Annotated in this window: 20 protein-coding genes; 12 read left to right on the top strand and 8 right to left on the bottom strand. The window is 51.2% G+C overall.

From position 1 onward, the window contains the following. Positions 1 to 46: 46 nt before the first annotated feature. The 6 genes from ACO5GU_RS06615 (at position 47) to ACO5GU_RS06590 (ending at position 5,659) form a co-directional block, all read left to right on the top strand. Positions 47 to 994 (top strand): hypothetical protein, encoded by a 948-nt coding sequence (locus ACO5GU_RS06615; RefSeq protein ID WP_484930508.1) that lies wholly within the window; start codon positions 47 to 49, stop codon positions 992 to 994. A 105-nt stretch (positions 995 to 1,099) separates the two neighbouring features. Then, the gene (locus tag ACO5GU_RS06610; RefSeq protein ID WP_484930506.1) at positions 1,100 to 2,050 is read left to right on the top strand and encodes a hypothetical protein; all 951 of its coding nucleotides are present in this window, start codon (positions 1,100 to 1,102) and stop codon (positions 2,048 to 2,050) included. A 145-nt stretch (positions 2,051 to 2,195) separates the two neighbouring features. Beyond that, the gene (locus ACO5GU_RS06605) at positions 2,196 to 2,774 is read left to right on the top strand and encodes a cysteine hydrolase family protein (RefSeq protein WP_484910967.1); all 579 of its coding nucleotides are present in this window, start codon (positions 2,196 to 2,198) and stop codon (positions 2,772 to 2,774) included. After that, on the top strand, positions 2,774 to 3,136 hold the full coding sequence (locus tag ACO5GU_RS06600) for a hypothetical protein (protein ID WP_484930504.1): 363 nt from the start codon (positions 2,774 to 2,776) through the stop codon (positions 3,134 to 3,136). The genes ACO5GU_RS06605 and ACO5GU_RS06600 overlap by 1 nt, the downstream gene beginning before the upstream one ends. A 167-nt stretch (positions 3,137 to 3,303) precedes the next feature. Beyond that, positions 3,304 to 4,872, top strand: a complete 1,569-nt coding sequence (locus ACO5GU_RS06595; RefSeq protein ID WP_484930502.1) for an MBG domain-containing protein — start codon at positions 3,304 to 3,306, stop codon at positions 4,870 to 4,872. 604 nt (positions 4,873 to 5,476) lie between these two features. Continuing rightward, positions 5,477 to 5,659, top strand: coding sequence for a hypothetical protein (locus ACO5GU_RS06590; RefSeq protein WP_314009145.1), 183 nt, complete (start codon positions 5,477 to 5,479; stop codon positions 5,657 to 5,659). Positions 5,660 to 5,663: 4 nt separating this feature from the next. Here ACO5GU_RS06590 and ACO5GU_RS06585 read toward each other — a convergent pair whose 3' ends face one another. Beyond that, positions 5,664 to 6,053: a hypothetical protein gene (locus tag ACO5GU_RS06585; RefSeq protein WP_484806626.1), complete on the bottom strand. Its 390-nt coding sequence runs from the start codon at positions 6,051 to 6,053 to the stop codon at positions 5,664 to 5,666. Positions 6,054 to 6,301: 248 nt separating this feature from the next. Between ACO5GU_RS06585 and ACO5GU_RS06580 the strand changes: the two genes are divergently transcribed. After that, positions 6,302 to 7,042 carry a helix-turn-helix domain-containing protein gene (locus ACO5GU_RS06580; RefSeq protein ID WP_484930501.1) on the top strand — a complete coding sequence of 247 codons (741 nt, stop codon included), beginning with the start codon at positions 6,302 to 6,304 and terminating at the stop codon, positions 7,040 to 7,042. A gap of 292 nt (positions 7,043 to 7,334) precedes the next feature. Beyond that, entirely contained in the window at positions 7,335 to 7,820 is a 486-nt protein-coding gene (locus ACO5GU_RS06575) for a flavodoxin (protein WP_484859166.1), read from the top strand. A 277-nt stretch (positions 7,821 to 8,097) separates the two neighbouring features. Here the strand turns inward: ACO5GU_RS06575 and ACO5GU_RS06570 are convergent, their stop codons facing one another. The 5 genes from ACO5GU_RS06570 to ACO5GU_RS06550 all read right to left on the bottom strand — a co-directional run bounded on the left by ACO5GU_RS06570 (position 8,098) and on the right by ACO5GU_RS06550 (position 14,715). Further along, entirely contained in the window at positions 8,098 to 8,340 is a 243-nt protein-coding gene (locus ACO5GU_RS06570; protein WP_484930499.1) for a DUF3006 domain-containing protein, read from the bottom strand. Next, entirely contained in the window at positions 8,340 to 9,701 is a 1,362-nt protein-coding gene (locus tag ACO5GU_RS06565) for an MBL fold metallo-hydrolase (protein ID WP_484930497.1), read from the bottom strand. The genes ACO5GU_RS06570 and ACO5GU_RS06565 overlap by 1 nt, the downstream gene beginning before the upstream one ends. Before the next feature lie 39 nt (positions 9,702 to 9,740). Further along, positions 9,741 to 10,553 (bottom strand): alpha/beta hydrolase-fold protein, encoded by an 813-nt coding sequence (locus tag ACO5GU_RS06560; protein WP_484930496.1) that lies wholly within the window; start codon positions 10,551 to 10,553, stop codon positions 9,741 to 9,743. Position 10,554: 1 nt separating this feature from the next. Beyond that, positions 10,555 to 12,840, bottom strand: a complete 2,286-nt coding sequence (locus ACO5GU_RS06555) for a cation:proton antiporter (RefSeq protein ID WP_484930494.1) — start codon at positions 12,838 to 12,840, stop codon at positions 10,555 to 10,557. A gap of 684 nt (positions 12,841 to 13,524) precedes the next feature. After that, positions 13,525 to 14,715, bottom strand: a complete 1,191-nt coding sequence (locus ACO5GU_RS06550) for a YdcF family protein (RefSeq protein WP_484930492.1) — start codon at positions 14,713 to 14,715, stop codon at positions 13,525 to 13,527. A 558-nt stretch (positions 14,716 to 15,273) separates the two neighbouring features. On the opposite strand from ACO5GU_RS06550, the gene ACO5GU_RS06545 reads away from it, so the two are divergent. Further along, positions 15,274 to 16,332 carry an NAD(P)-dependent alcohol dehydrogenase gene (locus tag ACO5GU_RS06545; RefSeq protein ID WP_035433270.1) on the top strand — a complete coding sequence of 353 codons (1,059 nt, stop codon included), beginning with the start codon at positions 15,274 to 15,276 and terminating at the stop codon, positions 16,330 to 16,332. A 112-nt stretch (positions 16,333 to 16,444) separates the two neighbouring features. After that, entirely contained in the window at positions 16,445 to 17,554 is a 1,110-nt protein-coding gene (locus ACO5GU_RS06540) for a GTP-binding protein (protein ID WP_484930490.1), read from the top strand. Positions 17,555 to 17,611: 57 nt separating this feature from the next. Here ACO5GU_RS06540 and ACO5GU_RS06535 read toward each other — a convergent pair whose 3' ends face one another. Beyond that, positions 17,612 to 18,976, bottom strand: a complete 1,365-nt coding sequence (locus ACO5GU_RS06535; RefSeq protein ID WP_484876662.1) for a DUF711 family protein — start codon at positions 18,974 to 18,976, stop codon at positions 17,612 to 17,614. Positions 18,977 to 19,165: 189 nt separating this feature from the next. Here ACO5GU_RS06535 and ACO5GU_RS06530 point away from each other — a divergent pair, with 189 nt between their 5' ends. Together ACO5GU_RS06530 and ACO5GU_RS06525 are read left to right on the top strand one after the other, a co-directional pair. Continuing rightward, positions 19,166 to 20,302 (top strand): LacI family DNA-binding transcriptional regulator, encoded by a 1,137-nt coding sequence (locus ACO5GU_RS06530; protein WP_484896948.1) that lies wholly within the window; start codon positions 19,166 to 19,168, stop codon positions 20,300 to 20,302. A gap of 550 nt (positions 20,303 to 20,852) precedes the next feature. After that, entirely contained in the window at positions 20,853 to 23,324 is a 2,472-nt protein-coding gene (locus ACO5GU_RS06525; RefSeq protein WP_484930488.1) for a phosphoketolase, read from the top strand. 82 nt (positions 23,325 to 23,406) lie between these two features. On the opposite strand, the gene ACO5GU_RS06520 is transcribed toward ACO5GU_RS06525, so the two are convergent. Beyond that, the coding region (locus tag ACO5GU_RS06520) for a hypothetical protein (RefSeq protein ID WP_484930486.1) at positions 23,407 to 23,606 on the bottom strand (200 nt) is incomplete at its 5' end.

The following is a 23,606-nucleotide window of genomic DNA, read 5'->3' as shown; positions in this document are numbered from 1 at the left end:
AGAACGCTTATCTTCAGCGTGCTCACTACCACTGAAAGGACATTTGATGAAACAACATAAACTGCTGCCAGTTCTTGCGCTCATCTTGGCGCTCTCTGCTGGTGTTATGTTTACAGCTTGCACTCCTAACATTGGTGGGCCTTCGGCTGAAGAAATTGCAGCTCAGAAGGAAGCAGAAGAGAAGAAGGCTGCTCTTGCTCCGTTTGTGGGCGTTTGGGAAGCAAAGTCTATTAGTGATCCAAAGAAGGGCGAGATTCCCGAGAGTGTCTATCCAACAGCAAGAGACACATTCCAGGCCATTTACGGCTATGACTTTTCCGACGACGGCACTGGACTATTCATCCGTTTCGGTGCTCAGAAGCCCTTTACCTGGACTGCTGATGCTGATGGAAAGCTTACCATCACCCTTGCTGGCAACGCCGGAAGCTATACAGCAACCGTTGATTCCTCAGGCCAGATGACCATTGAGGGCTCTGACGGTTCCAAGGCAGTGCTTACCCAAGTAACTAAAACCTCAGGTGATTACTCTTCTCTTAAATATGCTCCATTTGATGCGCTTACGGGTAAGGGAACTATTGGAGGAAATTATTCCTCCCATGATGACTTTTATATGAATTTTAAGGTAGTTACCGAGGTCAACAGGGTTGTTGTTGATAATGACGACATGTACGTCAGATATGTTGGAATCGCCACAACACCAAGCGGTCAAACCGAAGGTTATGTTTTTGAGGTAATCAACAAGTCCGATAAGACGGCCTCATATGACTTTAGGCTGGATAATTCGGATTCCACTGTGTTTGGAACAGCTCTTAATGTTCTTGAGCCTGGTGAGAGATTCTATGAGTTTGTAGTTGATACCTCCAAAGCAGATGTACCTCTGGCTAAGCTTTCTGAATCTCAGGGAACTTTTAAGTATTCCCATGTTGCAGATGGAAGCAGTCTTGAAGACGAGAAGACCGAGCAGTTCGATTTGACGATTTCGCAGAATAAGTAATGCACTCAGACGATACCTAGATTGAGCAGAATGAACTTCGTTAAAAAAGTGTCGCCAAGAAAGGACATTGTCAATCTAGAGAGCTTTGGTGTTGGAGGGACTTTCTTGAAACAGCGTAGACTACTTTTTATGCTTGTACTTACACTTGTGCTTTCTACCAGCATTGTGTTTACGGCTTGCACTCCTAACATCGGCGGACCATCTCCTGAAGAGATTGCAGCTCAGAAGGAAGCAGAAGAGAAGAAGGCTGCGCGTGCTCCGTTTGTGGGCGTTTGGGAAGCAAAGTCTATTAGTGATCCTAACCAGGGAGATATCCCCGAGAGTGTTTACCCAACGGCAGTAGAATCCATGAAGTCAATTTATGGTTATGACTTTGCTGATGACGGCACGGGTAATTTTATCCGTTTTGGCGCTCAGAAGCCCTTTACCTGGTCTGTTGATGCTAATGGAAAGCTCACTATCACCCTTGCAGGTAATGCTGGAAGTTACACGGCAACTGTTGATTCCTCAGGTCAGATGACCATTGAGGGTTCTGACGGTTCCAAGGCAGTATTGAAGCAAGTTACTAAAACATCTGGTGATTATTCCAGCTTTAAGTACAAGCCTTTTGATGCAATGGCAGACAAGGGCACTATTGCGTATAACTTCTCTTCTACTAAGGGCGAATACAAGATGCGCTTTAAGCTGAAGACCGAGGTTGACAAGGTTCTTATCGATAATGACGATCTTTATGTCAGGTATGTTGGTATTGCTAAATCCCCAGATGGTTACTCTGAAGGCTACGTCTTTGAGATCATCAATAGATCTGAAAACTGGGTAAATTGCACCTTTAAGTTAGATAATTCTGAGAATTCCGTATGGGCTAACGATTCCAACTATCTTGAGAGTGGCGAGAGGGTCTTTGCATTTGTTATTAACGATTCTTATCAGAAAAAGCCTCTTGCTGATCAGACTGAGGTAAATGCAGTTGTTGAGTACTACCACATCAAAGGCGGTAAGAGTATGGAAGACACTAAGACAGAAAACGTTGACCTGATAATCTCTCAGAAGAAGTAAGTGTGCCTTTGATAATGAGACAAGTACACACACATAAAATATTTACGTGTTAAACGTGGAATACAGAGACGTCACCTGTACAATGAGTGGCGTCTATTCTTTTACTGACTGCTCTTTTAAACTCAAGAAAGAAGCGTGACCAAACATGCAGAAAGCTTTGATTTCGATTGATTACACCTATGATTTTGTAGCAGATGACGGAAAGCTGACAGCAGGTGCGCCAGCTCAGGCTATTTCAGATGCTATTTATGAGGCTACAAAGTGCGCTTTTGATCGCGGAGATTATATTTTCTTTGCTATTGATGCTCACGACCCAGAGGATAACTTCCATCCAGAGACCAAGCTTTTCCCACCTCACAACATTATTGGCACAAGTGGTAGAGACCTGTTTGGTCCTCTGAATGATTTCTATCAGCAGCACAAAGACGATAGCCATGTGTTCTGGATGGACAAGCGTCATTACTCGTCCTTCTCGGGAACTGATCTTGATATTCGTCTGAGGGAGCGCGGCATTAATACGGTTATCCTGACTGGTGTTCTTACCGACATCTGTGTACTGCACACAGCGGTTGACGCTTACAACCTGGGTTATCACATTGAGGTTGTTGAGCCAGCAGTTGCATCACTAACGCCAGAGAACCATCAGTTTGCGCTTGCGCATTTCAAAAATACCCTTGGGGCAACATTGGTTGATGCAAAACTCAACGAGATTGAGAGCGCATAATGACGCCAGAACAACGAGCAGTTACATGGTTTGAGAAAGTGCCCGAGGCAGATGACCTTTCATTTGACCAGAGACTTGCTATTTGCAAAAAGACTGGAAATACCATGGCACTTGTTTTTGTTGCTCTATTTTCGCTTGAGTTGATACTTGCGTATGTGCTTACCGATGGCTCATTTGTATTCGCTATGACTGATATTTTAAACAGCATACTATCAAGACCTGGTAGAAGAGTTACAGCCCAGGGAGTTGCTGTCGCGGGTATTCTTGTGGTTGCGCCACTATTGGTCATTCCTGTAGCCGCCGCGTTTTTTACTCGTTCCATTGTTTTTAAGCAAGAAATTAAGAAGCGCTTAAGTAAATAAGTATTTAAGTAAATTAGTTAAAGCATTTATTAGACCCAAGGTTAAAAACTTGGGTCTTTTTTGTTACCTATGGCTAACATATCTGATAAGATACGGATGTTCAATGGGCAAAACTGTTGTGGCTCAATTGAAGGGTTCACATAAACAGTCAGATTGGGGGAAGCTCTATGTACGTTAAGCATGTGCCAAGTAGGCTCCGTGCTCAGTTTGTTGTTGTGATGGCAATTGCAGCTTGTTTGTTTTTCTCGCCATTTACAACAAAGGCTTATGCAGATGGAACGTTTGAGATTACTGACTGGCTCTCGGGCTATGGTTCTAGTAGTTTGCAATACATCTACAGCAATAACAAGGCTGCAATGGATGCTGCATCCACATGGTCTTTCTCTGGTTCAAGGGTGACTATTGGTGCCGGTAGCGCTTCTTCTATTCAGGACTTCACTGTTCCTACTACCGTAACCAACATTACTAGCACCTATCAGAGCACGTATCTGGGTAACGGTACGCGCGTTCAGATTTACGCTGGCCTGAATCCTAAGGGTTCACGCATCATTTTCCCAGCTGGCTTTAACGGAACCGTCTCAAATATGAAGTTTGAGGGCGATGTTATTGTTGAGGCTGGTGCAAACGTAACCTTTGATAATGTTACGTTCTATAACGGTCTTGATAACAGGGGTACTTCAACTGTTAAGAACTCCACGGTTGTTCAGATTGATCTTACTACCACCAATGGCGGTGATTTGACTATCGAGAACACCAGGTTCCAGAATTCTAACAATACCGCTGGCGTAGTACTTCCTTCTAACAAGATCACTCCCGCAAAGGTCGGCGAGGCCTACAACGAGCCAATCACCATTCCTTGGGCAGCATCTACTATGGGTTACGATACCTTTACCGTAAGTAACCTGCCTGCTGGTCTTACGCTTAGCCCAATGGAGAATGATGCAACTGCTCGTAGAAGCACTGCAACTATTTCTGGTACTCCAACTGCTGTAAGCAATGGTTATACGCGCATCACCATCAAGAACAGCGGTCTGTATGACTTCACCATTCCTATGAAGATGAGCGTTCAGAAGGGCACTGTTGCTGTTCCAACCGCAACTAACTACACCTATAACGGTCATAATCAGCGTGGTTTTGATGCCACCGCTAACCCACAGGTAGTTGTTAGTGGCCAGGTTTCAGCAACTTATCCTGGTACGTATGAAGTTGAACTTGATCTTGCTGACCCTATGAACTACACCTGGGAAGACGGCACCACTGCCACTAAGGATGCAACTTGGACAATCAATAAGGCTCAGCTTGTTGTGACCTATGCTGGCGAGACTGTCCAGAAGGGCGTTGCTCCTCAGCTTGCTCTTACTGTTACCGGTTTTGTAGACGGTGAGACTGCTGATACCGCTCGCAGCTATACCGCTCCTACCCTCAGCGCAACTGACCTGAGCGTTGGTGCACACGAGCTGACTCCTGCAGGTGGCTCAGCTGACGACTACGAGTTCGTCTACGTTTCTGGAACTCTTACCGTGACCGATACTGCAAGCGACCCATCTAACAGCAGCTCTAACAATGGTACAAGCAGCTCTAACAACGGTACAGGCAGCTCTCAGAAGAAGCACAAGTCGCACAAGAAGGGAGTGCTGCCAGATACCTCTGACGCTTCCGTTGTTCTGTCTTCTGTCAGTATGATTGCTGCTGCAGGCGCAATAGCTTCTGGTATTCGTCTTCGTAAGCGCGCATAGTCTATCAGACTCAGCACCCTTTGTAATCGTTTGAACTAGTAACAGCCTCTCCTGTATGGGGGAGGCTGTTCATATGCGGGTGATTATGATTCTGCAGCGTGTTAGCGTCGGCTTTTAGGCCTGGCGCACAAAATAGCGCAGCTTTGGTAGGTTCTGCCGAAGAATCGACATGTTCCTAATCAAGATAGCTAGGCAGCTAGGCGGTCGTACTACCTGATATGCATCTCTATGCATAAACTTTATCTAATATGCTTAAACATGAATAGACTTATATAAGAAATTTAACTATCGATAAATTCTGTATCTACGGAACACACCTAAGTCAGATAATCTGCTCAGATGCGGGCATTTTACACACCTAATGACGATAATCTGCATGATTGGGGTATTTTCAGCGTCATGTATACGTCTTTTTGACAGATTATCCGACTTAGGTGTGTTTTGAACTGCCGTTATATTTTCAGTTAAAAGAAGCGTAATCAAAAAATTCATTTTACGATTATTTTGAGTTTAAAATTAAAGATGATACAAGTTTTAATACCGTTGTTAAGATTCAGGATTACTATAAACACAATATATTATTTTAGCAAGAAAGGTATCCATTATGGCTACTAGTGAAGCACAGAAAAGGGCCAGCGCTAAATATCGAAAGAATAACGTAAAGGCAATTATGTTTAATCTATATCCAAGTGATAGCGATTTAATAGAGTTCTTGGAAGGTAAAGAGAACCGTTCAAGCTACATTAAAGAGCTTATTCGCAAGGATATGAATAATTCAAAAAATTAGTTTGTTAGCGTCTGTATTTGGCGTTCTCGAATGCAATCTTAAAGTCTTCGAGGAGTTCTCGTGGGACCTTCTCCTGATCTCCGTGATGGAGCTCCTGCATAAAGACATTGCTTATAGCTCCAAAAATCAGGCGAGGAGCAATCTTATCTGCAAGAGGAACAAACTCTAGGACATATCTTTTATCATCAATGGTAAGCCAGGTGACTCTCCAGCTACTGACGGTTCCCTCAATATCTGAAGCATGAGCCGAAGCAAAGACATTTTGATTGTTATCAAAGAGGTACACGACACCATCTGCGTCAACGCCAACAAAACCGTCTGTAGCGCACTGCTCAAAACCAGAAACAATATGCGCACCACTGGTCCAGAACACCCAGTTCTTCTCGCCAGCCATAGATAGACCTTTCTAGGACATCAAAAGTTTCTTTTTTAATGGTAGTTGGAGGGAACTTTTAGGGCAAGTAAATTTCGGTTAAAAAGCATAGTTTACCTGCTAACTCAACCTACTGTTGAGTATTTGGAAACCGTTGCGATACCTAACTCAACTGATGCGTTCTTGTTGAACGTATTGTTACGACTCATAGTGAAATCAGCGGCCCGCAAGCTATTTCAGTAATAATGAGTTGAAAAAAAGGAGCAACCATGACTACTTCATCTGAGACCCTTGGTCGTCGTATTGCACGTCTTCGTTTGGCTAGAACTGCAACGCAGGAGCGTCTGGCAAAAGAGCTGAACGTGAGCCCGCAGGCGGTGAGCAAATGGGAGAACGACATTAACTATCCGGATATCTCGCTGTTGCCAGATCTTGCGCGATTCCTTGGCGTGTCCGTTGACGAGCTTTTGAGTGGCGCAAGCGCTTCCGCTCAGGAAAGTGTTGCTGCCCAGGAGAGCGCTGCTGCCCAGGAGAGAGCTGCCGAGAAGAGCACTGCTGAGGTTGTTTCTGTTGTAGTTGATGAGCCCGCAGAGATCGTAGAAGAGCCTACCGAGCAGGACAACCAGGGTATTGCTACTCAGTCTTCAGGTTTCAGCTTTGGTAAGCTTTTTGGTAAGAGCATGGTCAAAGTCGAGAAGAACGACGAGGCTGACGGTAGCAAGAAGAAGGGTGTTCGCCTGGGCAACGGCTCTGCAAAACACGGCTTGCACGTGTATGTAGTCTCCGACGATGGCGACGTTGTTGATATGTGCGTGCCTCTGGGCCTGGCAAAGTTTGTTTTGAACTCGGGAATTCAGGTCAGCGGAAGCTATCTTAATCAGGAGACTCAGGAACAGCTTTCTAACATCAACCTTGATGCGCTTATGGATGCTGCAAAGACTGGCGAGAGTGGCACACTTGTGGATATTACATCCGCAGACGGTGACGTCGTGAAGATTTGGTTTGACTAAGCGCTCACGATTATATAGACTGACTAAAAACGAGATACGCCCGTCCAGTTGCTTGGAAGGATACGGTCTCGTTTTTTGTTGGACGTAGATTTAGTCACACTCACACAAATCAACAAAAAGCACCTCAGTCATCCCACAAGGGGGATAGCCGGGGTGCTTTTGTTTCACTGTAGCATATGCTTGCTGTGAGAAACCGGTCGGCTGCGCAATCCCATCAACTATACTTGTGTCAAATAATTCGACGTAATGCTGCAACAGCATGTTCTTCTCGGCTGGTAGTGGAGATTCTTACATGAAGTCTTTGATTGTGTACTATTCATATTCCGGCATCACAAGAAGGCTTGCGGAGGATATTGCGCTGATTACCGATGGTGAGTTGCTGGAGCTTAAGCCTCAAGAGCCCTATTCTTTCTCGTATAACACGGCGGTAAAAGAGGTTAGGGCCCAGATAGAAAAGGGCGTTTGTCCTGCGCTGACGCAATACGATGTACATGTTGCTGACTTTGATACTGTCTTTATAGGATCGCCCAACTGGCTAAAGACATTTGCTCCTCCGGTGCTTTCGTTCTTACGAGCAACGGATTTGAGTGGAAAGACAGTCATTCCGTTCTGCACGCACGGCGGCGGAGGATTTGGCAACATGATTGAGGAGTACAAGAAGGAATGTGGTGCTTCTCGTGTGATGCCAGGATTGGCGGTAAAAGGCACGTACACTTTTAGTGAAGTGCAAAATTGGCTGGAGTCAATGGGGTTGGACGATGCGAGTACTTCTAGCTGAAGACGAGAAAAGAATGGCCGCGGCTATCGTGGCCCTATAAAGAAAATGGCGTGCCCTCTCTCTCTGCAGAGCGAGGATGCGCGCCGGTGTTATATGTAATATATCACACTTTTTCTTGGATAAAAGTACTCTACACAGACGTCTTTCTCGATAAGGCGTCTTTTTATTTATGCAGTTAAATGGCTATATAACAAAATATGCGAAAATCGAATATTTATGGATTGACGTGCAGTTTTATAAATATTCTAAAATCGCATATTTTAGGCTTTATCTGGGGCTATTCAGTTTCCGTATCATCACGCGTAAGCAGGGAGTTGAACAGCGCATCGATATCGGTGTGTCGCTGAGCGGTTTCTTCCTCGGCTCGTATCCACGAGCCGTCTTGGTAGTAAAGAACATCGCCCTGGCAAGCGTTGTTTGGTAGCTCATCGACAGAAACGGTCAGCATATTGCCTGGCTGGTCATCTAGTTCAAGCACGGCAAGATTGTTGTCTTCAAATCGATCAATGATTGCTTTCATTACTTGGACCTCGATGTCGACGACGTGCTAGATTTTTCTTGTGAGGTAGGCGCTACAACGATACCGTTTTTCTCGCAAGATATATCAATGGTTGTACCATCGCAGGTAATGGTAATGGTTCCGTTGGCACCCGTTCCCCAAACCTCAACGGAATGTTTATGGAGGGAGTTCAGGACCGACTGCATGGGGTGACCGTAGGAGTTGTCTAAGGCGTACGAAAGGATGGCGTAGGTAGGCGAGAGCCTGCGAACCAGCTGCTCATTTGTGCCTGTTCGGGAGCCGTGATGCGAGAGCTTAAGCACATCAATGTGGCCTGGATTGGAGTCCAGGATGGCGCTTGTGGGTGCGTCTCCCGTGAAGAGGAACGTTTTGGTGCCCACGGTCAGCTTGATGATTATCGAGTAATCGTTGGTGTCGGGGAAATTTGCGTCCTTGGTAGGCCAAAGGATTTCTAACTTGTAAGCATCGGTTTGATCGATGATGGTTCCTGCTTCGGCAAGAGTTATCTGCAGGTTATTGTTCTGGATGGCAGTCAGAAACTTCCTGTACGTTGCCGTATTGTTTATTTTATTTGGTGCGTAAATGGTCCCGATTTGGGTGCTGGAAATGACGTCCGCCATCCCGCCGATGTGATCTTCGTCGGGATGGGTGGCCACCAGGTAATCAATCTTGTCTCGACCAAGTTCTTGGAGCACCTGGGCAATTTTTGGAGCAGACCCCGTGGGGCCTGCGTCGATGAGCATGGTTTTCTCGGGGAGTGCGATGAGAATAGCCTCTCCTTGGCCCACGTCGATGAACTTGATAGTGACGTTTGTGCTTGCCTGTGCGGTGGCTGACGGAGCGCTGGAGGCTGATTGTGAGGACCCGCCAGGCGCTTGAACTGCGGTTTGTTGGCCCGAGGACCCCGCGGTAGATAGGGTGGTCGGAAGCGGTTGCGTGAGCGCTGCGCTAAAGTAAAGCGCTACCGTCAGCGCGGCGAGCACGACTCCAGCTTTCTGTTTTCCCGCGTATTGTTTGCGCGGTTTGAGCTTGCCTTTTACGAGTTGTTTGGAAGCGCTGGGGTCTTCGTAGATGAGGTTCAGAGCGCTTTCAATAACCGGGAGCGAAAAAATTGCTGGTAGAAGATAAGAAAGCAGCGACGGCAAAGAAAGTATTTGAGCCAGGACAAATGCGCCCGTGATTAGCGATGCGTTTATAACAAGCCTGGTAAGTCCCGATTTCCAGCCTTTAAGATAAAACTGTGGAATACCAAAAATGCCAAATACCAGGGAAAGAATGAGCGCAAATAAGTAGTCAGATTGTTTGTTAGAGGCTGTGTTGGCCGATTCAGTTTTGCTGTTAAATTGCTTTTGGTTGGGCATAAAACCTCTCTGGACACGTGCGTTCTGAAGAATCTTACCCTATTTGACCAGCCAGTCCAGGGCTTTCTGCATTCTTCCTTCAACGTTTTGGAAGTGATTTCCGCGGTTCAGCTCAAACGTTGAGGTAATTCCCGCGCTCTCTAGCTTGCTGGCGAGAAGTTCTGCGTTTTCTCGCACGTGCATTATTTGTGGATTGGGGGTTCGTGCTTCTCGGTCACCCAGAGAAAGATAGACGTGTGTGAGGCCGACCACCCCTCCGCTGAGCTGCTGATCTACGTAGTCCAAAAGCCCTGGAAACCAAAACGATCCGGAGACAGCTCCGATGCGCTGGAAGGTTGGGGTGGGGGCGTCGACGTGCGGCGCGCCGGGCTGCGACGACGGGCCTGGCTGCGACGGTGCGTCGTCGGACTGGCAGCCGCGTGCGACCTGCTGTGATACGCCGGCCCAGAGGCTGAATAGGCCTGCAAGCGAATATCCCACAAGCACCCTATATGCCGGCGGCTCGGTGAGCTCCGACTCTGTCCAGGGGATGACCTGGTTGATAAGGGTATCGAGCGTTTTCTGGGCGCCGTCGCCAAAGTTGGGACCCTTGGCAAAAACGCGCGGGGCGCACCAGGGCGAGAAGTTCTTTTCCCACAGGTCAACGCCAACGTTCACTAGGCTGACGCCCTCAGGTACCTGAATGGGGGAGTGGTCGGCCACGTCACCCAAGAGGTAGACAATAGGAGCTCCAGCTACAGAGGACATCTGCGTGTGGATGGAAAGTCCGGAGATGATTGTTTTTCTCGACACGGGGTTGGCGGGGCGCGTAGCCGCATCGGCGATGGGGTGCGTATCTGGTGTAGCGCTCATGCTACTCACTCAACGTCATCTGCAGGTAGTAGACGTTTTCGCGCAGGTGAGAGGCAACCTCGCGGTCGATGACACCCTCAAACTGCAGGCGCGAAATCTGGTCCAACTCAATGCGCAGGGCGTTTTCTGCCACGTCATCGGCGTACTTTCGAGCGTCCGCAATCTGCTGCCTAAAGTGAGGCGACATCTTGTGTGAGCTCAGGTTGTAAGGCAGCAGGTAGGAGACTTGGGTGGTGCTGGAGTCATGCTCATCATTGATGTTGATGCGACCCCAAATGGACTCAATTGCTGACTCGTGGTCGATCATCAGATTAGATGCGATGACCGCCAGCTCCTCATCGTCACCGTTGGCAATGCGCTCCAGGTCATCAAGCTCCGCGTATTCCATCTCAAGTGCGTATAAACACGCCTGGTAGTAGGACTGATCGGCGTCCTCAAGGTGCCTGATTTCGCCGTCGATGATGCGTTGCACTGCCAGCTTAAGCTCGTGAAGGGCAACGGCAATCCGCGAGCGGTGGTTTGTTGTTGCAGCAATGTTTGCGATGGGTCCGTAATAGCCTACTGACCTGCGAATTGAAGTAATGTCATCGACAATTTGATCCCACGGAATGGGGTTGTGCGTTTTAATATGGCGCTCGCGTAGCTCCTCGAGGCATTTCTGCTGGACTTCTGTCTCGTGAAGGACCAGCTTTTTGACAAGTTCGCCCGAGCCAGGGACAGTGATACGAGAGGCAAACAAGCGGTTGGTATAGCGCGTGATAGCCAAACGAAGCGCAGGTAGATACTTTGCTTTGGCGTTTTCTGACTGCAACATGCTCCTGAGCTCGCCAAGAGTTGCCTCAAGAACGGCAATCTCTCCCTTGTGGAGACGTTCGGGCAGGTCAGAGTCTGCTTCAGGGGACTTTGATAGCACGGGCAACAGATTGTCCGCTAAAAATAACGTGGCGAGAATAACGCCGGCGGCGATGGTAATCAGCAGATCCCTCTGCGGAAACGCTGCTCCGGACTGGGTTGTGAGAGGCAAGGTGAGGATAATCGACAACGTTACCGCACCTTTTGCACCTGCAATAGTGGTAACCAGCACGTTCTTGATGATCTCGGCCGACGTGATTGAGATGGGCTTTATGGCGCACGTGGGTTTGGGCTGGTCAGCGGTCTGCTCCGAGGTTTGCACCGAGCCCAGTTCAGCGAGCGGCTGGTCGGGTTTCTCGCCGTTCGTGTCTTCGGAGCCGCTGGCGTCGTCTTTTCCGGTGCAGAGATGGCCGCCCTTGTGGAGCTTGTAAGTTTCTAGCGTGTAGAGCCATGCAAAGCGGACACCGTGCATGAACAGGGTAATTGCGATCACGATGCTCAAAATCTGCAGGATATTGAGGCCGCCGTTGGTGCCAGGAAGTACGGCAAGGGGGAGCTGCATTCCTAGGAAGACAAAGATGGTACCGTTGATCAGGAAGCTGATGACTTTCCACGTGGAATCTGAGACCAATTTTTGCCGTGCAAATAGCGCGTTGTTGTTCTGCCTTCGTGGGAGCGCAATCATCAAGCCAGCCGCTACAACAGCAAGTACGCCAGAAACGTGGAAGGTTTCGGCAAGAAGATAGACAAGAAACGGTGTCAGTACTTCATAGAGAACGCTTGCAATGGTGTCCTCGTAACCCAACCTACCAAGCATTGCGTTGATGGCAGAGAAGGCAAAGCCAGTGACAATTCCCATTACCACGCCGCCTATAAAAAGCACCGTGAAAGATCCCGCTGCGTCTACCAGCGAGAACGCACCCGTTACAGCCGCAGCTACGGAGAATTGGAATGCAACGACGCCGGATGCGTCGTTAATCAAGGACTCTCCCGAGAGAAGCGTCTGCTGGCGATGGGTCAGGTGGATGTTGGATTTAAGTGCGGTGACAGTGGCTGCATCGGTTGGCCCCAGGGCTGAGGCCAGCGCAAACGCCGCAGCTAGAGGAATTGAGGGGACCATCAAATGGAGAGCGTAGCCGACCGAAAGCACGCTGACAACTACCAGAGCAATCGCCAGCGACAAAATACTGTTCAGGTTGAGGAGAAGTGCACGAATGTTGGTTTCTCTCGTCTCGTTGAACAGGAGTGGGGCAATGAAGAGCAGCATAAAGAGTTCGGATTCCAGGTGAACCTCTTGGACGCTGGGCAGCACGAGCGCGACAAGCAGGCCGATAACAACCTGGATAACGGGGATGGAGACGTTGACAAACTTGTCGATAACCGAGGAAGCCGCGACGCAGGTCAAAACAATGAGCACAAATTCGAATGTCTCCAACAGGCTTCCTTCCTGGTCGTAGGTGGCAACGACGGCGAGCGTCGAGCGGCGGGTCCGTGACGAGCGGCGGATCCGTGTCGAGCGGCGGATCCGTGTCGAGCGACGGGTCCGCGACGAGCGGCAGATCCACGAGAGTTCCGAGCACACGGGGCTTCTCGCCAGATAACGCTTCATTCGAGTATATACGGTTTTGCGGATCTAGCTCGACTTGGCGCAGATAACACATGGTTTCTGCGGTGATGCGTGAGCTCTATCAGTGAGGCTTGAAATTGCGAGCCTGAAAAGTGCATGAAGTCTGAGTACATTTACTCAGACATGGCGATAAAAACCGGCAAATAGCTCAGACTTGGCATACTTTTCCGGCAAATCGTTCAGACATGGCGAGAAAATCAGGCTCCATGAAAGGGCGAGCTCGGACGCGCTTTAAACTCTGCCTGAAAAGCGAGCCTGAAAAGCGAGCCTGAAAAGCGAGCCTGAAAAGTGAGCCTGAAAAGTGAGCCTGAAAAGTGAGCCTGAAAAGTGAGCCTGAAAAGTGCAAAGATTCTGTATTTTGGATACAGATTCTTTGAGGAAATCAGGCAAATCCACAGATTCTTTGATATTTTCAGGAAAATTTTACAGATTCTTTTAAGAAATCAGGCGCGGAGAAAATCAGGCGCGGAGCAAAAATTGAGCACCCCTAGCTTACGCAACTCCAAAGTAAAAGAACGCGTAGTTGAGCACGTTGATTACCGTGTACAGACTGCCAATGACCAGGTAGGGCCAGAGGTGCGCTTTGGTGATTGCAATAAACTCGCGGATAAACGCCGTGGGCCAGTACCAGCCTTTGGTGTGCGAACCGATGCCATCTGCCTTAATGCCCAGGTTGTGGGCGTATTCGGCGCAACGGAAAACGTGGAAATCGCTGGTAACAACCGCGGTGGTAAAGTCGCTGCTCGAGGCGGCGGTTCTGCTCGAGGCGGCGGTTCCGCTCGCGTCGCTGGTCGACGCGTCGCTGGCTGCTGTTGTGACGTCCCTGCTTGCGACGGTGGCCGCACTTGTGGCGCCGACACCCGTTGTTCGATCAGCGTTGATAATGGCTAGCGAGTACCTAAGATTTTCCCAGGTAGTAGTGGACTTGTCTTCCATGAGAATTGCGTCAGCTGAAACGCCCTTCTCCAGAAGATAGTCGCGCATGGCCTGAGCTTCGGAGACAATCTCGTCAGCGCCTTGACCACCAGAAACAACAAACTTTCCGTGCTGATGCTGCTTATTCCACAGCTCAAGTGCCTTATCAATCCTGCCTGCAAGCAGCGGAGTTGGTCGCGGACCGTCAAGCCCAGCGCCGTGAATAATGATGTAATCGTATTGGCGTCGGCGGGGAAGCAAACGATACACCCACGAATAGAACAGCAAAGCCATAAAGGTAAACGAGAACCACAGGCCCTCGAGCGTAAAAAGTCCCAGCACAAAGACAATAATGTGTCGAACGTCCGGGTCAAAATAATTCACGATGGTCGGCGACGCAATCAGCAGAACAAGGAATCCAGCCATCAAAAACGGCAGCATCGATGTCAGTGAAAATCCGTTATTTTTTACCACAACTATGGTGTTGATCAGCAAGAAACCAATGGTCAGAAATGGTGTCAGCAGTACAAGAGTAACCAGAATTAGTCCAAGGATAAAGTTGTTCAGCCTCAGCACCAGAAGAATTGATGACCACGCAAGAGCCGCGAACAGAAAAAGTGCATTGCGGAATTGGCGAGGCTCTTTGATAAAAGAGTAAACAAATAGCACGCCCGGAATAACTGCCGGAGCCAGCAGGATGGCGTATGAGATTATGTATTGCCAGTCAAGGCTAGCGCCAGCGTCTCCAAACAGGCTATCAATGGGCATGCAAATTCCTTTTTTGACTGCTGGTCTTCTCTACAAAGCGATTCATTGAAGAGGTTCATTTGGCGAGAAACTCATCTATCAGAATTATAACAAAGCGCCTCTGCATAGCTGCCGAGACGCCTCTGCATACCACTCGACATCGCTTGCGTACAACAGAAAAGTGGACATCTGCCCTTTTGACTCGGTGAACGGTAACCGTTTGCCGATAAGCGTTGTTTCGCCTCGGTCGGAGGTTTGGTTAACGGTATGTTAGCGTACGCATTGTCTACGTGCGCAAATATCGGATATTTGTAAACCGCATTTCTCGCCAACCTAAAATTCATGAAAGTCTGCTCAACCTTTCACGGTTTCGTTCTAGATTTACGTAAAAAAGTACTTGAAAATGTACTTCGCGAGTGTTCGTCGTTTTGTTGTGGAGAGGACCCAATTGTGGCTGCAACAAAGCAGCGAGCTTTCGCAAAAACGTTTATAAGCCTCGTCAGTGTCACGCAAAAGGCGTGCTCCTCCACGAGGTAGGTAGTGTTTCAACTGCAGAAACACAGATTTTAGGAGGGTTTTATGAAGGGTTATGCAATGCTCAAGATCGGCGAGTCCGGCTGGATTGAGAAGGAGACACCAAAGTGTGGTCCTCTGGACGCAATCTGCAAGCCACTTGCGGTCGCAATTTGTACATCTGACATTCACACTCTGTGGGAGGGCGCAATCGGCGACCGTCACAACATGATTCTTGGTCATGAGTGCTCCGCAGAGGTTGTCGAGGTTGGCGAGTGCGTCAAGGACTTCAAGCCTGGCGACCGCGTCCTCGTTCCTGCAATTACTCCAGACTGGAACTCCCTTGAGGCTCAGGCCGGCTACTCCATGCACTCCGGTGGCATGCTTGCTGGCTGGAAATTCTCCAACTTCAAGGACGGCGTCTTCTCCGAGTACTTCCATGTAAACGACGCTGACGGCAACCTCGCTCACATGCCAGAGGGCATGGATCCAGCAGACGCCTGCATCCTTTCCGACATGGTTCCAACCGGCTTCCACGCAGTTGAGCTGGCTGGCGTTGAGTTCGGCGACACCGTCCTGGTCATCGGCATTGGACCTGTCGGTCTTATGTCCGTTGCTGGTGCTGCACTCCACGGTGCTTCTCGCATCATCGCTGTTGGTACCCGTCCAGTCTGCGTTGAGGCAGCTAAGGGCTACGGCGCAACCGACTTCATCTCCTACAAGGACGGCCCAATCTGGGAGCAGGTCATGGAGCTCACCGGCGGCAAGGGCGTTGACCGCGTCTGCGTCGACGGCGGCGGCTGCGAGACCTTCGAGGACGCTGTCAAGGCACTCAAGCCTGGCGGAAAGATTGGTAACGTCAACTACCTGGGCTCCGGCGACTACGTCAACATTCCTCGCGTCGAGTGGGGCGTTGGTATGGGCCACAAGGACATCCGTGGCGGCCTCATGCCTGGCGGCCGTCTGCGCATGGAGAAGCTCTCCAGCCTGGTCACTTCTGGCCGTCTGGACCTTCACCCAGAGGTTACCCACCTCTACCACGGCTGGGATCACCTCGAGGAGGCTCTCTTCACCATGCGTGATAAGCCATCCGACCTCATCAAGCCAGTTGTTGTTATCGACTAGGTAATCAACTAGGTCGCGTGATTTAGTACGTTTAGGCTGGCGAGAAGTTCGTTTTTCTCGCCAGCTTTTTGCGCTGGTGAGCGCCAACAGAGTTTAGAAAGCGGTTGTATTCATGAAAATCCTTGTTGTATCAGGCTTTCTTGGAGCTGGTAAAACCACCTTCATTCAGGAGCTCGTGCGCCGGACTGGGCGTGATTTTGCTATCTACGAGAATGAATATGGCCAGGCAGACATCGATGCGCGCCGTCTGAGGCAGGACTCCGACCTCAAGGTTTGGGAGTCTACCGAGAATTGCATTTGCTGTTCGGGCAAGCAGGATTTTGCGACGTCGGTGCTGACCATTTCAAACACCATTGACCCCGAGTATTTAATTGTTGAACCAACTGGTGTGGCTAAGCTGCAGAGCATTCTTGATAACGTGAATCAGGTAGCCTGGGAGCGCATTAGTTTGCTGGCGCCGGTCACCGTGGTCGACGCCGTTTCGTGGCAGAATCAGCGCACCGATTTCCCAGAGATTTTTGATAATCAGCTGAGCGCCGCCGCGAGCGTGGTGATTTCCAAGCTTGCTCCAGGTAGCGAGGATGCCGCCGAGCCCATTAAGCAGCTTGCGGCAGATATGAATCCGCAGGCAGAGATCATTGCGGAGTCCTCGTATGCTGATATTCCCGACGAGTGGTGGAACTCTCTTTTAACGCGTGCGCTTGACGGTTCTGTTCTTAAAGATCCAGCTAGCGAGAAGGACGAGGGGCCTGACCTGGAGACTATGGCGTTGACTCACGCTGAGCTTCCAAGTCCAACGCACTTGATTTGGCTTTTGGACGCAGCGTCAGCTGGCGTTTTTGGAAAGCTTGCGCGCGCAAAAGGTACGTTGCCGTGCGGTCATCAGTGGGTCAAGTTTGACCTGGTAGAACGTGCGTGGGCCATTACGGGCGACGAGCCTCAGGAAGAGTCCAGGTGTGTGTTTATCGGCCGCGACCTGCTGCGTCATGGACTTCGTGAGGTGTTTGTGCCGGCGTTCTGGCACGAGCAGTCGGACTTGGCTGACGAGCACGATCACTCGCATTGCGATCACGAGCATGGTCACTGCGTGCATGAGCACTGCGATCACGAGCATGGCCACTGCGAGCACGAGCACGCAGGTCACGAGCACCACGCGCACGGCGAGCACCACGAGCACCACGAGCACCACGCGCACGACCACGGCGACCACGGCGAGCACTGAGTCGCAAGCGCATAAAACCTGCAACTAAAAAGAGCCTCCGATGTGGAGGCTCTTTTGCTAGTTCTTGAGCGAATTGAGTGGAGCGGGGAAGCGACCGCCACGGTGTGCAAGCACCGTGCCCGCAAACTGGTTGACCGGCATAATTGGTGCGGATCCAAAGAGGCCGCCGAACTCCAGGACGTCTCCCTCGTTGTAACCAATAGCTGGGATAACGCGGACCGCTGTGGTCTTGGTGTTGATGACACCAATGGCCATCTCATCTGCGATGATGCCCGCGATGGTCTCCACAGTGGAATCGCCAGGAATGGCAATCATGTCCAGGCCAACAGAGCAGACTGACGTCATTGCCTCGAGTTTCTCGAGAGAAAGCGCGCCGTCTTGAGCTGCGCGAATCATGCCCGCATCTTCGGAGACCGGGATGAACGCGCCAGACAGGCCGCCAACGCTGGACGACGCCATGACGCCGCCCTTTTTGACAGCATCGTTGAGCAGGGCAAGTGCGCAGGTAGTTCCGGGACCTCCGCATTCGCCAACGCCGATGAGCTCCAGAATCTTAGCGACGGAATCGCCAGCTTCTGGGGTAGGCGCAAGACTGAGGTCTACGATGCCCTTCTCGACACCCAGGCGCCTTGAAGCCTCGCGGCTCATCAGCTCTCCTGCGCGGGTAATCTTGAATGCCGTCTGCTTGATTTTTTCGGCAACGTCCATGAGGTTTGCGGAGTCGGGGAGCTCGGCGAGGGCCGCAGCCATGACGCCAGGACCAGAAACGCCCACGTTAATGACGGCGTCCGCCTCTCCGCTGCCGTGGACCGCGCCGGCCATGAAGGGGGAGTCCTCCACCATGTTGGCAAAAACGACCAGCTTAGCGGCACCGTAGCACTGAATGTCGGTGGTGCGACGAGCGGCTTCGAGCACGGTTTCTGCCATGAGCAGGACGGCGTCCATGTTGATGCCTGCGCGCGTAGATGCGACGTTTACCGAGGAACAGACGCGTGACGTGGTAGCCAGCGCCTCGGGGATGGATGCGATGAGTCGGCGATCGGCGTCGCCAAGACCCTTGTGGACCAGCGCCGAGAAGCCGCCCAAAAAGTCGATGCCCAGCGTCTCGGCCGCGCGGTCAAGCGTGTGAGCAAGCGGGGTCAGGTCTTGCGCCGAGGTACATGCCGCAATCTGCGCGATTGGCGTGACGGAGACGCGCTTATTGGCAATGGGGATACCGTACTCGCGCTCCAGATCCTCGGCCACGGACACCAGGTGTTCGGCCTGGCGCGTGATGCGATCGTAGACCTTCTGGCACATGCGATCCAGGTCCTCGTCTGCGCAGCTATTGAGCGAGATGCCCATCGTGATGGTGCGCAGGTCAAGGTTTTGCTCGCTGACCATGGCGAGGGTTTCGGCGATTTCCTGTGGAGTAATGTTCATGCGCGTCCTCTCGGAATGCGGTTGTCGTGCGAGCGCCGGGGCGCAGGTGCAGCTTGCGTGCGGTATCGGGGTCCAGGTGCGGTTGTCGTGTGGAGACAGCGTCTGGCTTTTGGCGGACGACCAGCCGCAGGGGTTTCTCGACTATTATACTTAAGCAACAACGATAAACGGGGCAAGTTGCGAGGTAACGTGGCAGAAAAAGTCACCCTAAAAACGATTGCGCGCGAGGTGGGGCTGTCGCCCGCCACGGTTTCGCTGGTGCTGAACGGTCGGCCGGTGCGCGTGAGTGACGAGAACCGTCGCCGCATCCTCGACGTTGCCCGTCGCGAACACTACATTCCCAACCAGATTGCAAGAAGCCTGGTCACGCAGCATACGCAGACGCTGGGGTTGATCGTACCGAATATCGAGAGCCGGTTTTTCTCGTCGTTTGCAAAGATGTTGGAGATGAAGTGCCGCCGCCGTGGGTACGCGCTGTTCATCACTAACTCGGATAACAGCACGTCAAACGATGCGGACCTTGTGCGACTACTGGTCAATCGCGGCGCCGACGGCATCTTTATTATCACGTCCGACGAGGTAGAAGCCTCAAAGCAGCTCATCGCCGACTTGGAGCAGCTGCCCGTGCCGTACGTCATGGTGGACCGAACCATCGACGCGCTCGACTGCGACAAAGTCACGTTCAACAATGAGCTTGGCGGCTATCTGGCCACAAAATACCTGCTAGATCACGGTCATCGCCGCATCGCATGTATGGTTAACACCGCTTCCAACACCGGCTGTGCCCGCCTCAACGGCTACGTTCGCGCACTTGGCGAGAAGGGCCTGGAGCTGGATCAGTCGCTTGTGTTGACCAGCGATTATTACATTCCTGATGCGTATCTTGCAGCTCAGCAGCTGATTCGAGTGAACGCTACCGCGGTTGTTGCGACGTCCGACAATATTGCGTTGGGCTTGCTGCGCTATCTGTACGAGCGCGGTCTGCATGTTCCACGCGACTATTCCGTTGTCGGATACGATAACAGCATTTCAGACGCACTGTTTGAACCAGCGCTGACCTCGATTGAGCAAAATGTTGATGAGCTTTCTGATGCCGCGCTTTCAATTATGTTTCGTCGTCTGGGCGAGCATGGAGCGGATGTTGTGCAGAGAGCTGCGGCGGAAGCAGTCGCGACGCAAGAAGCCGCGACGCAATCAGCCGCTACGCAATCAGCTGCGACAGGTAAAAATAACGGCATCGAAGCGCAGGATGACAGTGCGTCAATCCAGATAATCCTTGAGCCGCGCATGATTGAGAAGAATAGCGTGCGTCTTTTGGGTTGCTAGTCAGATTTCTGCATATTTGTGCAATTAAATTCATTTCCATGAATACGTAATTTTTGAGCTCAAAATTATGTGCCGAAAAAGGTAAAAAACCCGTTTAGTTGGAAATGAAAATTGAAAATTAGCTGTTTTATCTCCAACTAAGACGATTTTTTACCGCGTCAAAAACTTTTATCTGGGCAAACGTTGTATGCAGAAAAATGAAATCTCCAACTAAACGCATTTTTTACCACTTTGGTGTGTATACGCTTTACATGGGCACCATTTTGGTTGCATTTTGGCATTGTGGGTACTGTTGGGGGATTGTTTTGCTGCTTAAAAGACAGCTTAAGCGTCTCTCAGGAAAGAAATTTCAAGAAATCTCACAGTGATAAAACGTTTTATCACTTAGAGTATTATTTGAAACATAGCCGAAGCATCATACTGTTATGTATGTGTTGTTTTATGCGTGCCCAGTTGAGTGCGAACAAAACAAACGCTCAGGTGATGGAAGCAACGAGGTTGCCTAACCTGCGTAAACGCGCAGATAGCAGCCCAAGAAAAGGAGGAGCACATGGCTCAGCCCGTGTACGGCACACCTTGGCAGACCCTGAATCAGCCTGTATCTGAGGACGAGCTTGCCGGCGTCGATAGGTATTGGCGCGCAGCTAACTACCTGTCTGTTGGTCAGATTTATCTTCGCAGCAACCCTCTTATGAAGGACGGTTTCTCTCGCGAGGACGTTAAGCATCGCCTGGTTGGCCACTGGGGAACCACCCCAGGTCTGAACTTCCTGTTCGGCCACGTAAACCGCTTCATCCGCGACCATAACCAGAACACCATCTTCCTCATGGGCCCTGGTCACGGTGGACCTGCAGGTACCGCACAGTCCCTGCTCGACGGCACTTATCGCGAGACCTACCCATTCATCACCGACGATGAAGAGGGCCTCCAGAAGTTCTTCCGCCGCTTCTCTTACCCAGGCGGAATTCCTTCCCACTACGCACCTGAGACTCCAGGTTCCATCCACGAGGGCGGCGAGCTGGGCTACGTCCTCTCCCACGCATACGGCGCTGTCCTGGACAACCCATCCCTGCTGGCAGTCGCTGTTGTCGGCGACGGCGAGGCAGAGACCGGCCCACTTGCAACTTCTTGGCAGACCAACAAGTTCATGGACCCACTGACCGATGGTATCGTTCTCCCAATCCTGCACCTCAACGGTTACAAGATTGCTAACCCAACTATCCTGGCTCGTATTTCCGACGGTGAGCGCGACGAGTTCTTCCGCGGCATGGGCTACCACCCATATAACTTTGTTGCTGGCTTCGACGACGAGGATCACGCATCCATTCACCGTCGTTTCGCAGCTCTTCTCGAGGCTGTCTTCAACGAGATCTGCGCTATCAAGACTCGCGCAGCCGCAGGTGACGCATCCCGTCCTTACTACCCAATGATCATCTTCCGCACCCCTAAGGGCTGGACTTGCCCTCCTTACATCGACGGCAAGAAGACCGAGGGCTCTTGGCGTGCACACCAGGTTCCACTGGCATCCGCTCGCGACACCGAGGCTCACTTCCAGGTTCTTCGCGACTGGATGGGCTCCTACAAGCCAGAGACTCTCTTCACCGAGAAGGGCGCAATCCGCCCAGAGGTCACCGCTTTCATGCCTAAGGGCGACCTCCGCCTCGGCGCTAACCCTAACGCAAACGGTGGCGCAATCCGCCGCAACCTCGTCCTTCCTGACGCAAAGAAGTACGAAATCCCAGTTGCCGAGAAGGGCCACGGCTTTGGTGCTACTGAGGCAACGCGCGTCCTCGGAGAGTACACCGCTGAGCTCATCAACAGCAACCGCTCCGAGTTCCGTATCTTCGGACCTGACGAGACCGCTTCCAACCGCCTGCAGCCATCCTTCCAGGTAACCGACAAGCAGTGGTTCGGCGGCTTCAACGACGACTTTGAGAACGACGAGCACATCTCCCCAGTTGGTAACGTTATCGAGCAGCTTTCCGAGCACCAGTGCGAGGGCCTGCTTGAGGGCTATACTCTGACCGGTCGCCACGGCATCTGGTCCAGCTACGAGTCATTCGTTCACATCGTTGACTCCATGATCAATCAGCACGCTAAGTGGCTCGAGGCTACCGTCCGCCACATTCCATGGCGCAAGCCTATCTCCGCTCTCAACCTGGTTCTTTCCAGCCACGTTTGGCGCCAGGACCACAACGGATTCTCTCACCAGGATCCTGGTTTTGTTGACATCATGCTCAACAAGAGCTTCAACAACGATCACATCACCAACATTTACTTCCCAGCAGATGCTAACCTCCTGCTTGCAGTTGGCGAGAAGTGCTACACCTCCACAAACTGCATCAACGCAATCTTTGCTGGTAAGCAGCCTGCTCCAACGTGGGTAACGCTCGACGAGGCTCGCGAGGAGCTTGCAGCTGGCGCTAAGGAGTGGAAGTGGGCTTCCAACGCTGAGGCAGGCGAGGAGGACATTGTTCTCGCATCCTGCGGCGACGTCCCAACCCAGGAGCTCCTGGCAGCTCTTGACATGCTTGGCAAGCTGGGCATCAAGGCTCGCTTCGTCAACGTTGTTGACCTGCTCAAGATTCAGAACGCTTCCGAGAACAACGAGGCTCTCTCCGACGAGGAGTTCACCAAGCTCTTCTCCGCAGACAAGCCAGTTCTCTTCGCATTCCATGCTTACGCCGGTTCTGTCCGCCGTTTGATTTGGAACCGTCCAAACCACGACAACTTCAACGTTCACGGCTACGAGGAGCAGGGTTCCACCACAACTCCTTACGACATGCTGCGCCTGAACAACATGGACCGTTGGGCACTTGCTGCTGACGCTCTCCGTATGATTGACGCTCAGAAGTGGGCAGATCAGATTGACGAGTGGGAGAAGTTCCGCACCGAGGCCTTCGAGTTTGCTGTCGAGAAGGGCTATGATCACCCAGCATTTACCGACTGGGCATGGCCAGACGCTTCCGATGCTGGTTCCGGAATCTCCGCAACTCAGGCAACCGCTGGCGACAACGAGTAACACGCTCTCGAGCTGCGCAAACGTGCCTTCCGCCCGGTATCCACTTCGTGTGGGTACCGGGCTTTCTTGTGCGAGAGAGCTGCTAGTGGACGGGTTTCTCGCCAGGCGGGCGGCGCGCTCGGCACGCGCCTGGGTGTGCTTGGACGCGACCGCCGCGCGCCTGATTTCTGCAAAGAATCTGTAAAATTTGCCCTTGAATTTTCATTGCTAGTGCAACAACAAAAGAGAAGGTAGTGACCCATGGGTCTACAATGGCGCTTACGACAACGTTCATTGAAAGGA

The sequence above is a fragment of the Lancefieldella sp. genome, assembly GCF_057237245.1.
Note: the sequence above shows the minus strand (reverse complement) of the source record. Positions and strands in the feature narration are given on the sequence as shown.

Excerpts from the sequence above, each read along its gene's own strand:
- ACO5GU_RS06615 (WP_484930508.1), top strand. The coding sequence starts at position 47 with ATGAAACAACATAAACTGCTGCCAGTTCTTGCGCTCATCTTGGCGCTC.
- ACO5GU_RS06605 (WP_484910967.1), top strand. The coding sequence starts at position 2,196 with ATGCAGAAAGCTTTGATTTCGATTGATTACACCTATGATTTTGTAGCA.
- ACO5GU_RS06600 (WP_484930504.1), top strand. The coding sequence starts at position 2,774 with ATGACGCCAGAACAACGAGCAGTTACATGGTTTGAGAAAGTGCCCGAG.
- ACO5GU_RS06595 (WP_484930502.1), top strand. The coding sequence starts at position 3,304 with ATGTACGTTAAGCATGTGCCAAGTAGGCTCCGTGCTCAGTTTGTTGTT.
- ACO5GU_RS06590 (WP_314009145.1), top strand. The coding sequence starts at position 5,477 with ATGGCTACTAGTGAAGCACAGAAAAGGGCCAGCGCTAAATATCGAAAG.
- ACO5GU_RS06585 (WP_484806626.1), bottom strand. The coding sequence starts at position 6,053 with ATGGCTGGCGAGAAGAACTGGGTGTTCTGGACCAGTGGTGCGCATATT.
- ACO5GU_RS06580 (WP_484930501.1), top strand. The coding sequence starts at position 6,302 with ATGACTACTTCATCTGAGACCCTTGGTCGTCGTATTGCACGTCTTCGT.
- ACO5GU_RS06575 (WP_484859166.1), top strand. The coding sequence starts at position 7,335 with ATGAAGTCTTTGATTGTGTACTATTCATATTCCGGCATCACAAGAAGG.
- ACO5GU_RS06570 (WP_484930499.1), bottom strand. The coding sequence starts at position 8,340 with ATGAAAGCAATCATTGATCGATTTGAAGACAACAATCTTGCCGTGCTT.
- ACO5GU_RS06565 (WP_484930497.1), bottom strand. The coding sequence starts at position 9,701 with ATGCCCAACCAAAAGCAATTTAACAGCAAAACTGAATCGGCCAACACA.
- ACO5GU_RS06560 (WP_484930496.1), bottom strand. The coding sequence starts at position 10,553 with ATGAGCGCTACACCAGATACGCACCCCATCGCCGATGCGGCTACGCGC.
- ACO5GU_RS06550 (WP_484930492.1), bottom strand. The coding sequence starts at position 14,715 with ATGCCCATTGATAGCCTGTTTGGAGACGCTGGCGCTAGCCTTGACTGG.
- ACO5GU_RS06545 (WP_035433270.1), top strand. The coding sequence starts at position 15,274 with ATGAAGGGTTATGCAATGCTCAAGATCGGCGAGTCCGGCTGGATTGAG.
- ACO5GU_RS06540 (WP_484930490.1), top strand. The coding sequence starts at position 16,445 with ATGAAAATCCTTGTTGTATCAGGCTTTCTTGGAGCTGGTAAAACCACC.
- ACO5GU_RS06535 (WP_484876662.1), bottom strand. The coding sequence starts at position 18,976 with ATGAACATTACTCCACAGGAAATCGCCGAAACCCTCGCCATGGTCAGC.
- ACO5GU_RS06525 (WP_484930488.1), top strand. The coding sequence starts at position 20,853 with ATGGCTCAGCCCGTGTACGGCACACCTTGGCAGACCCTGAATCAGCCT.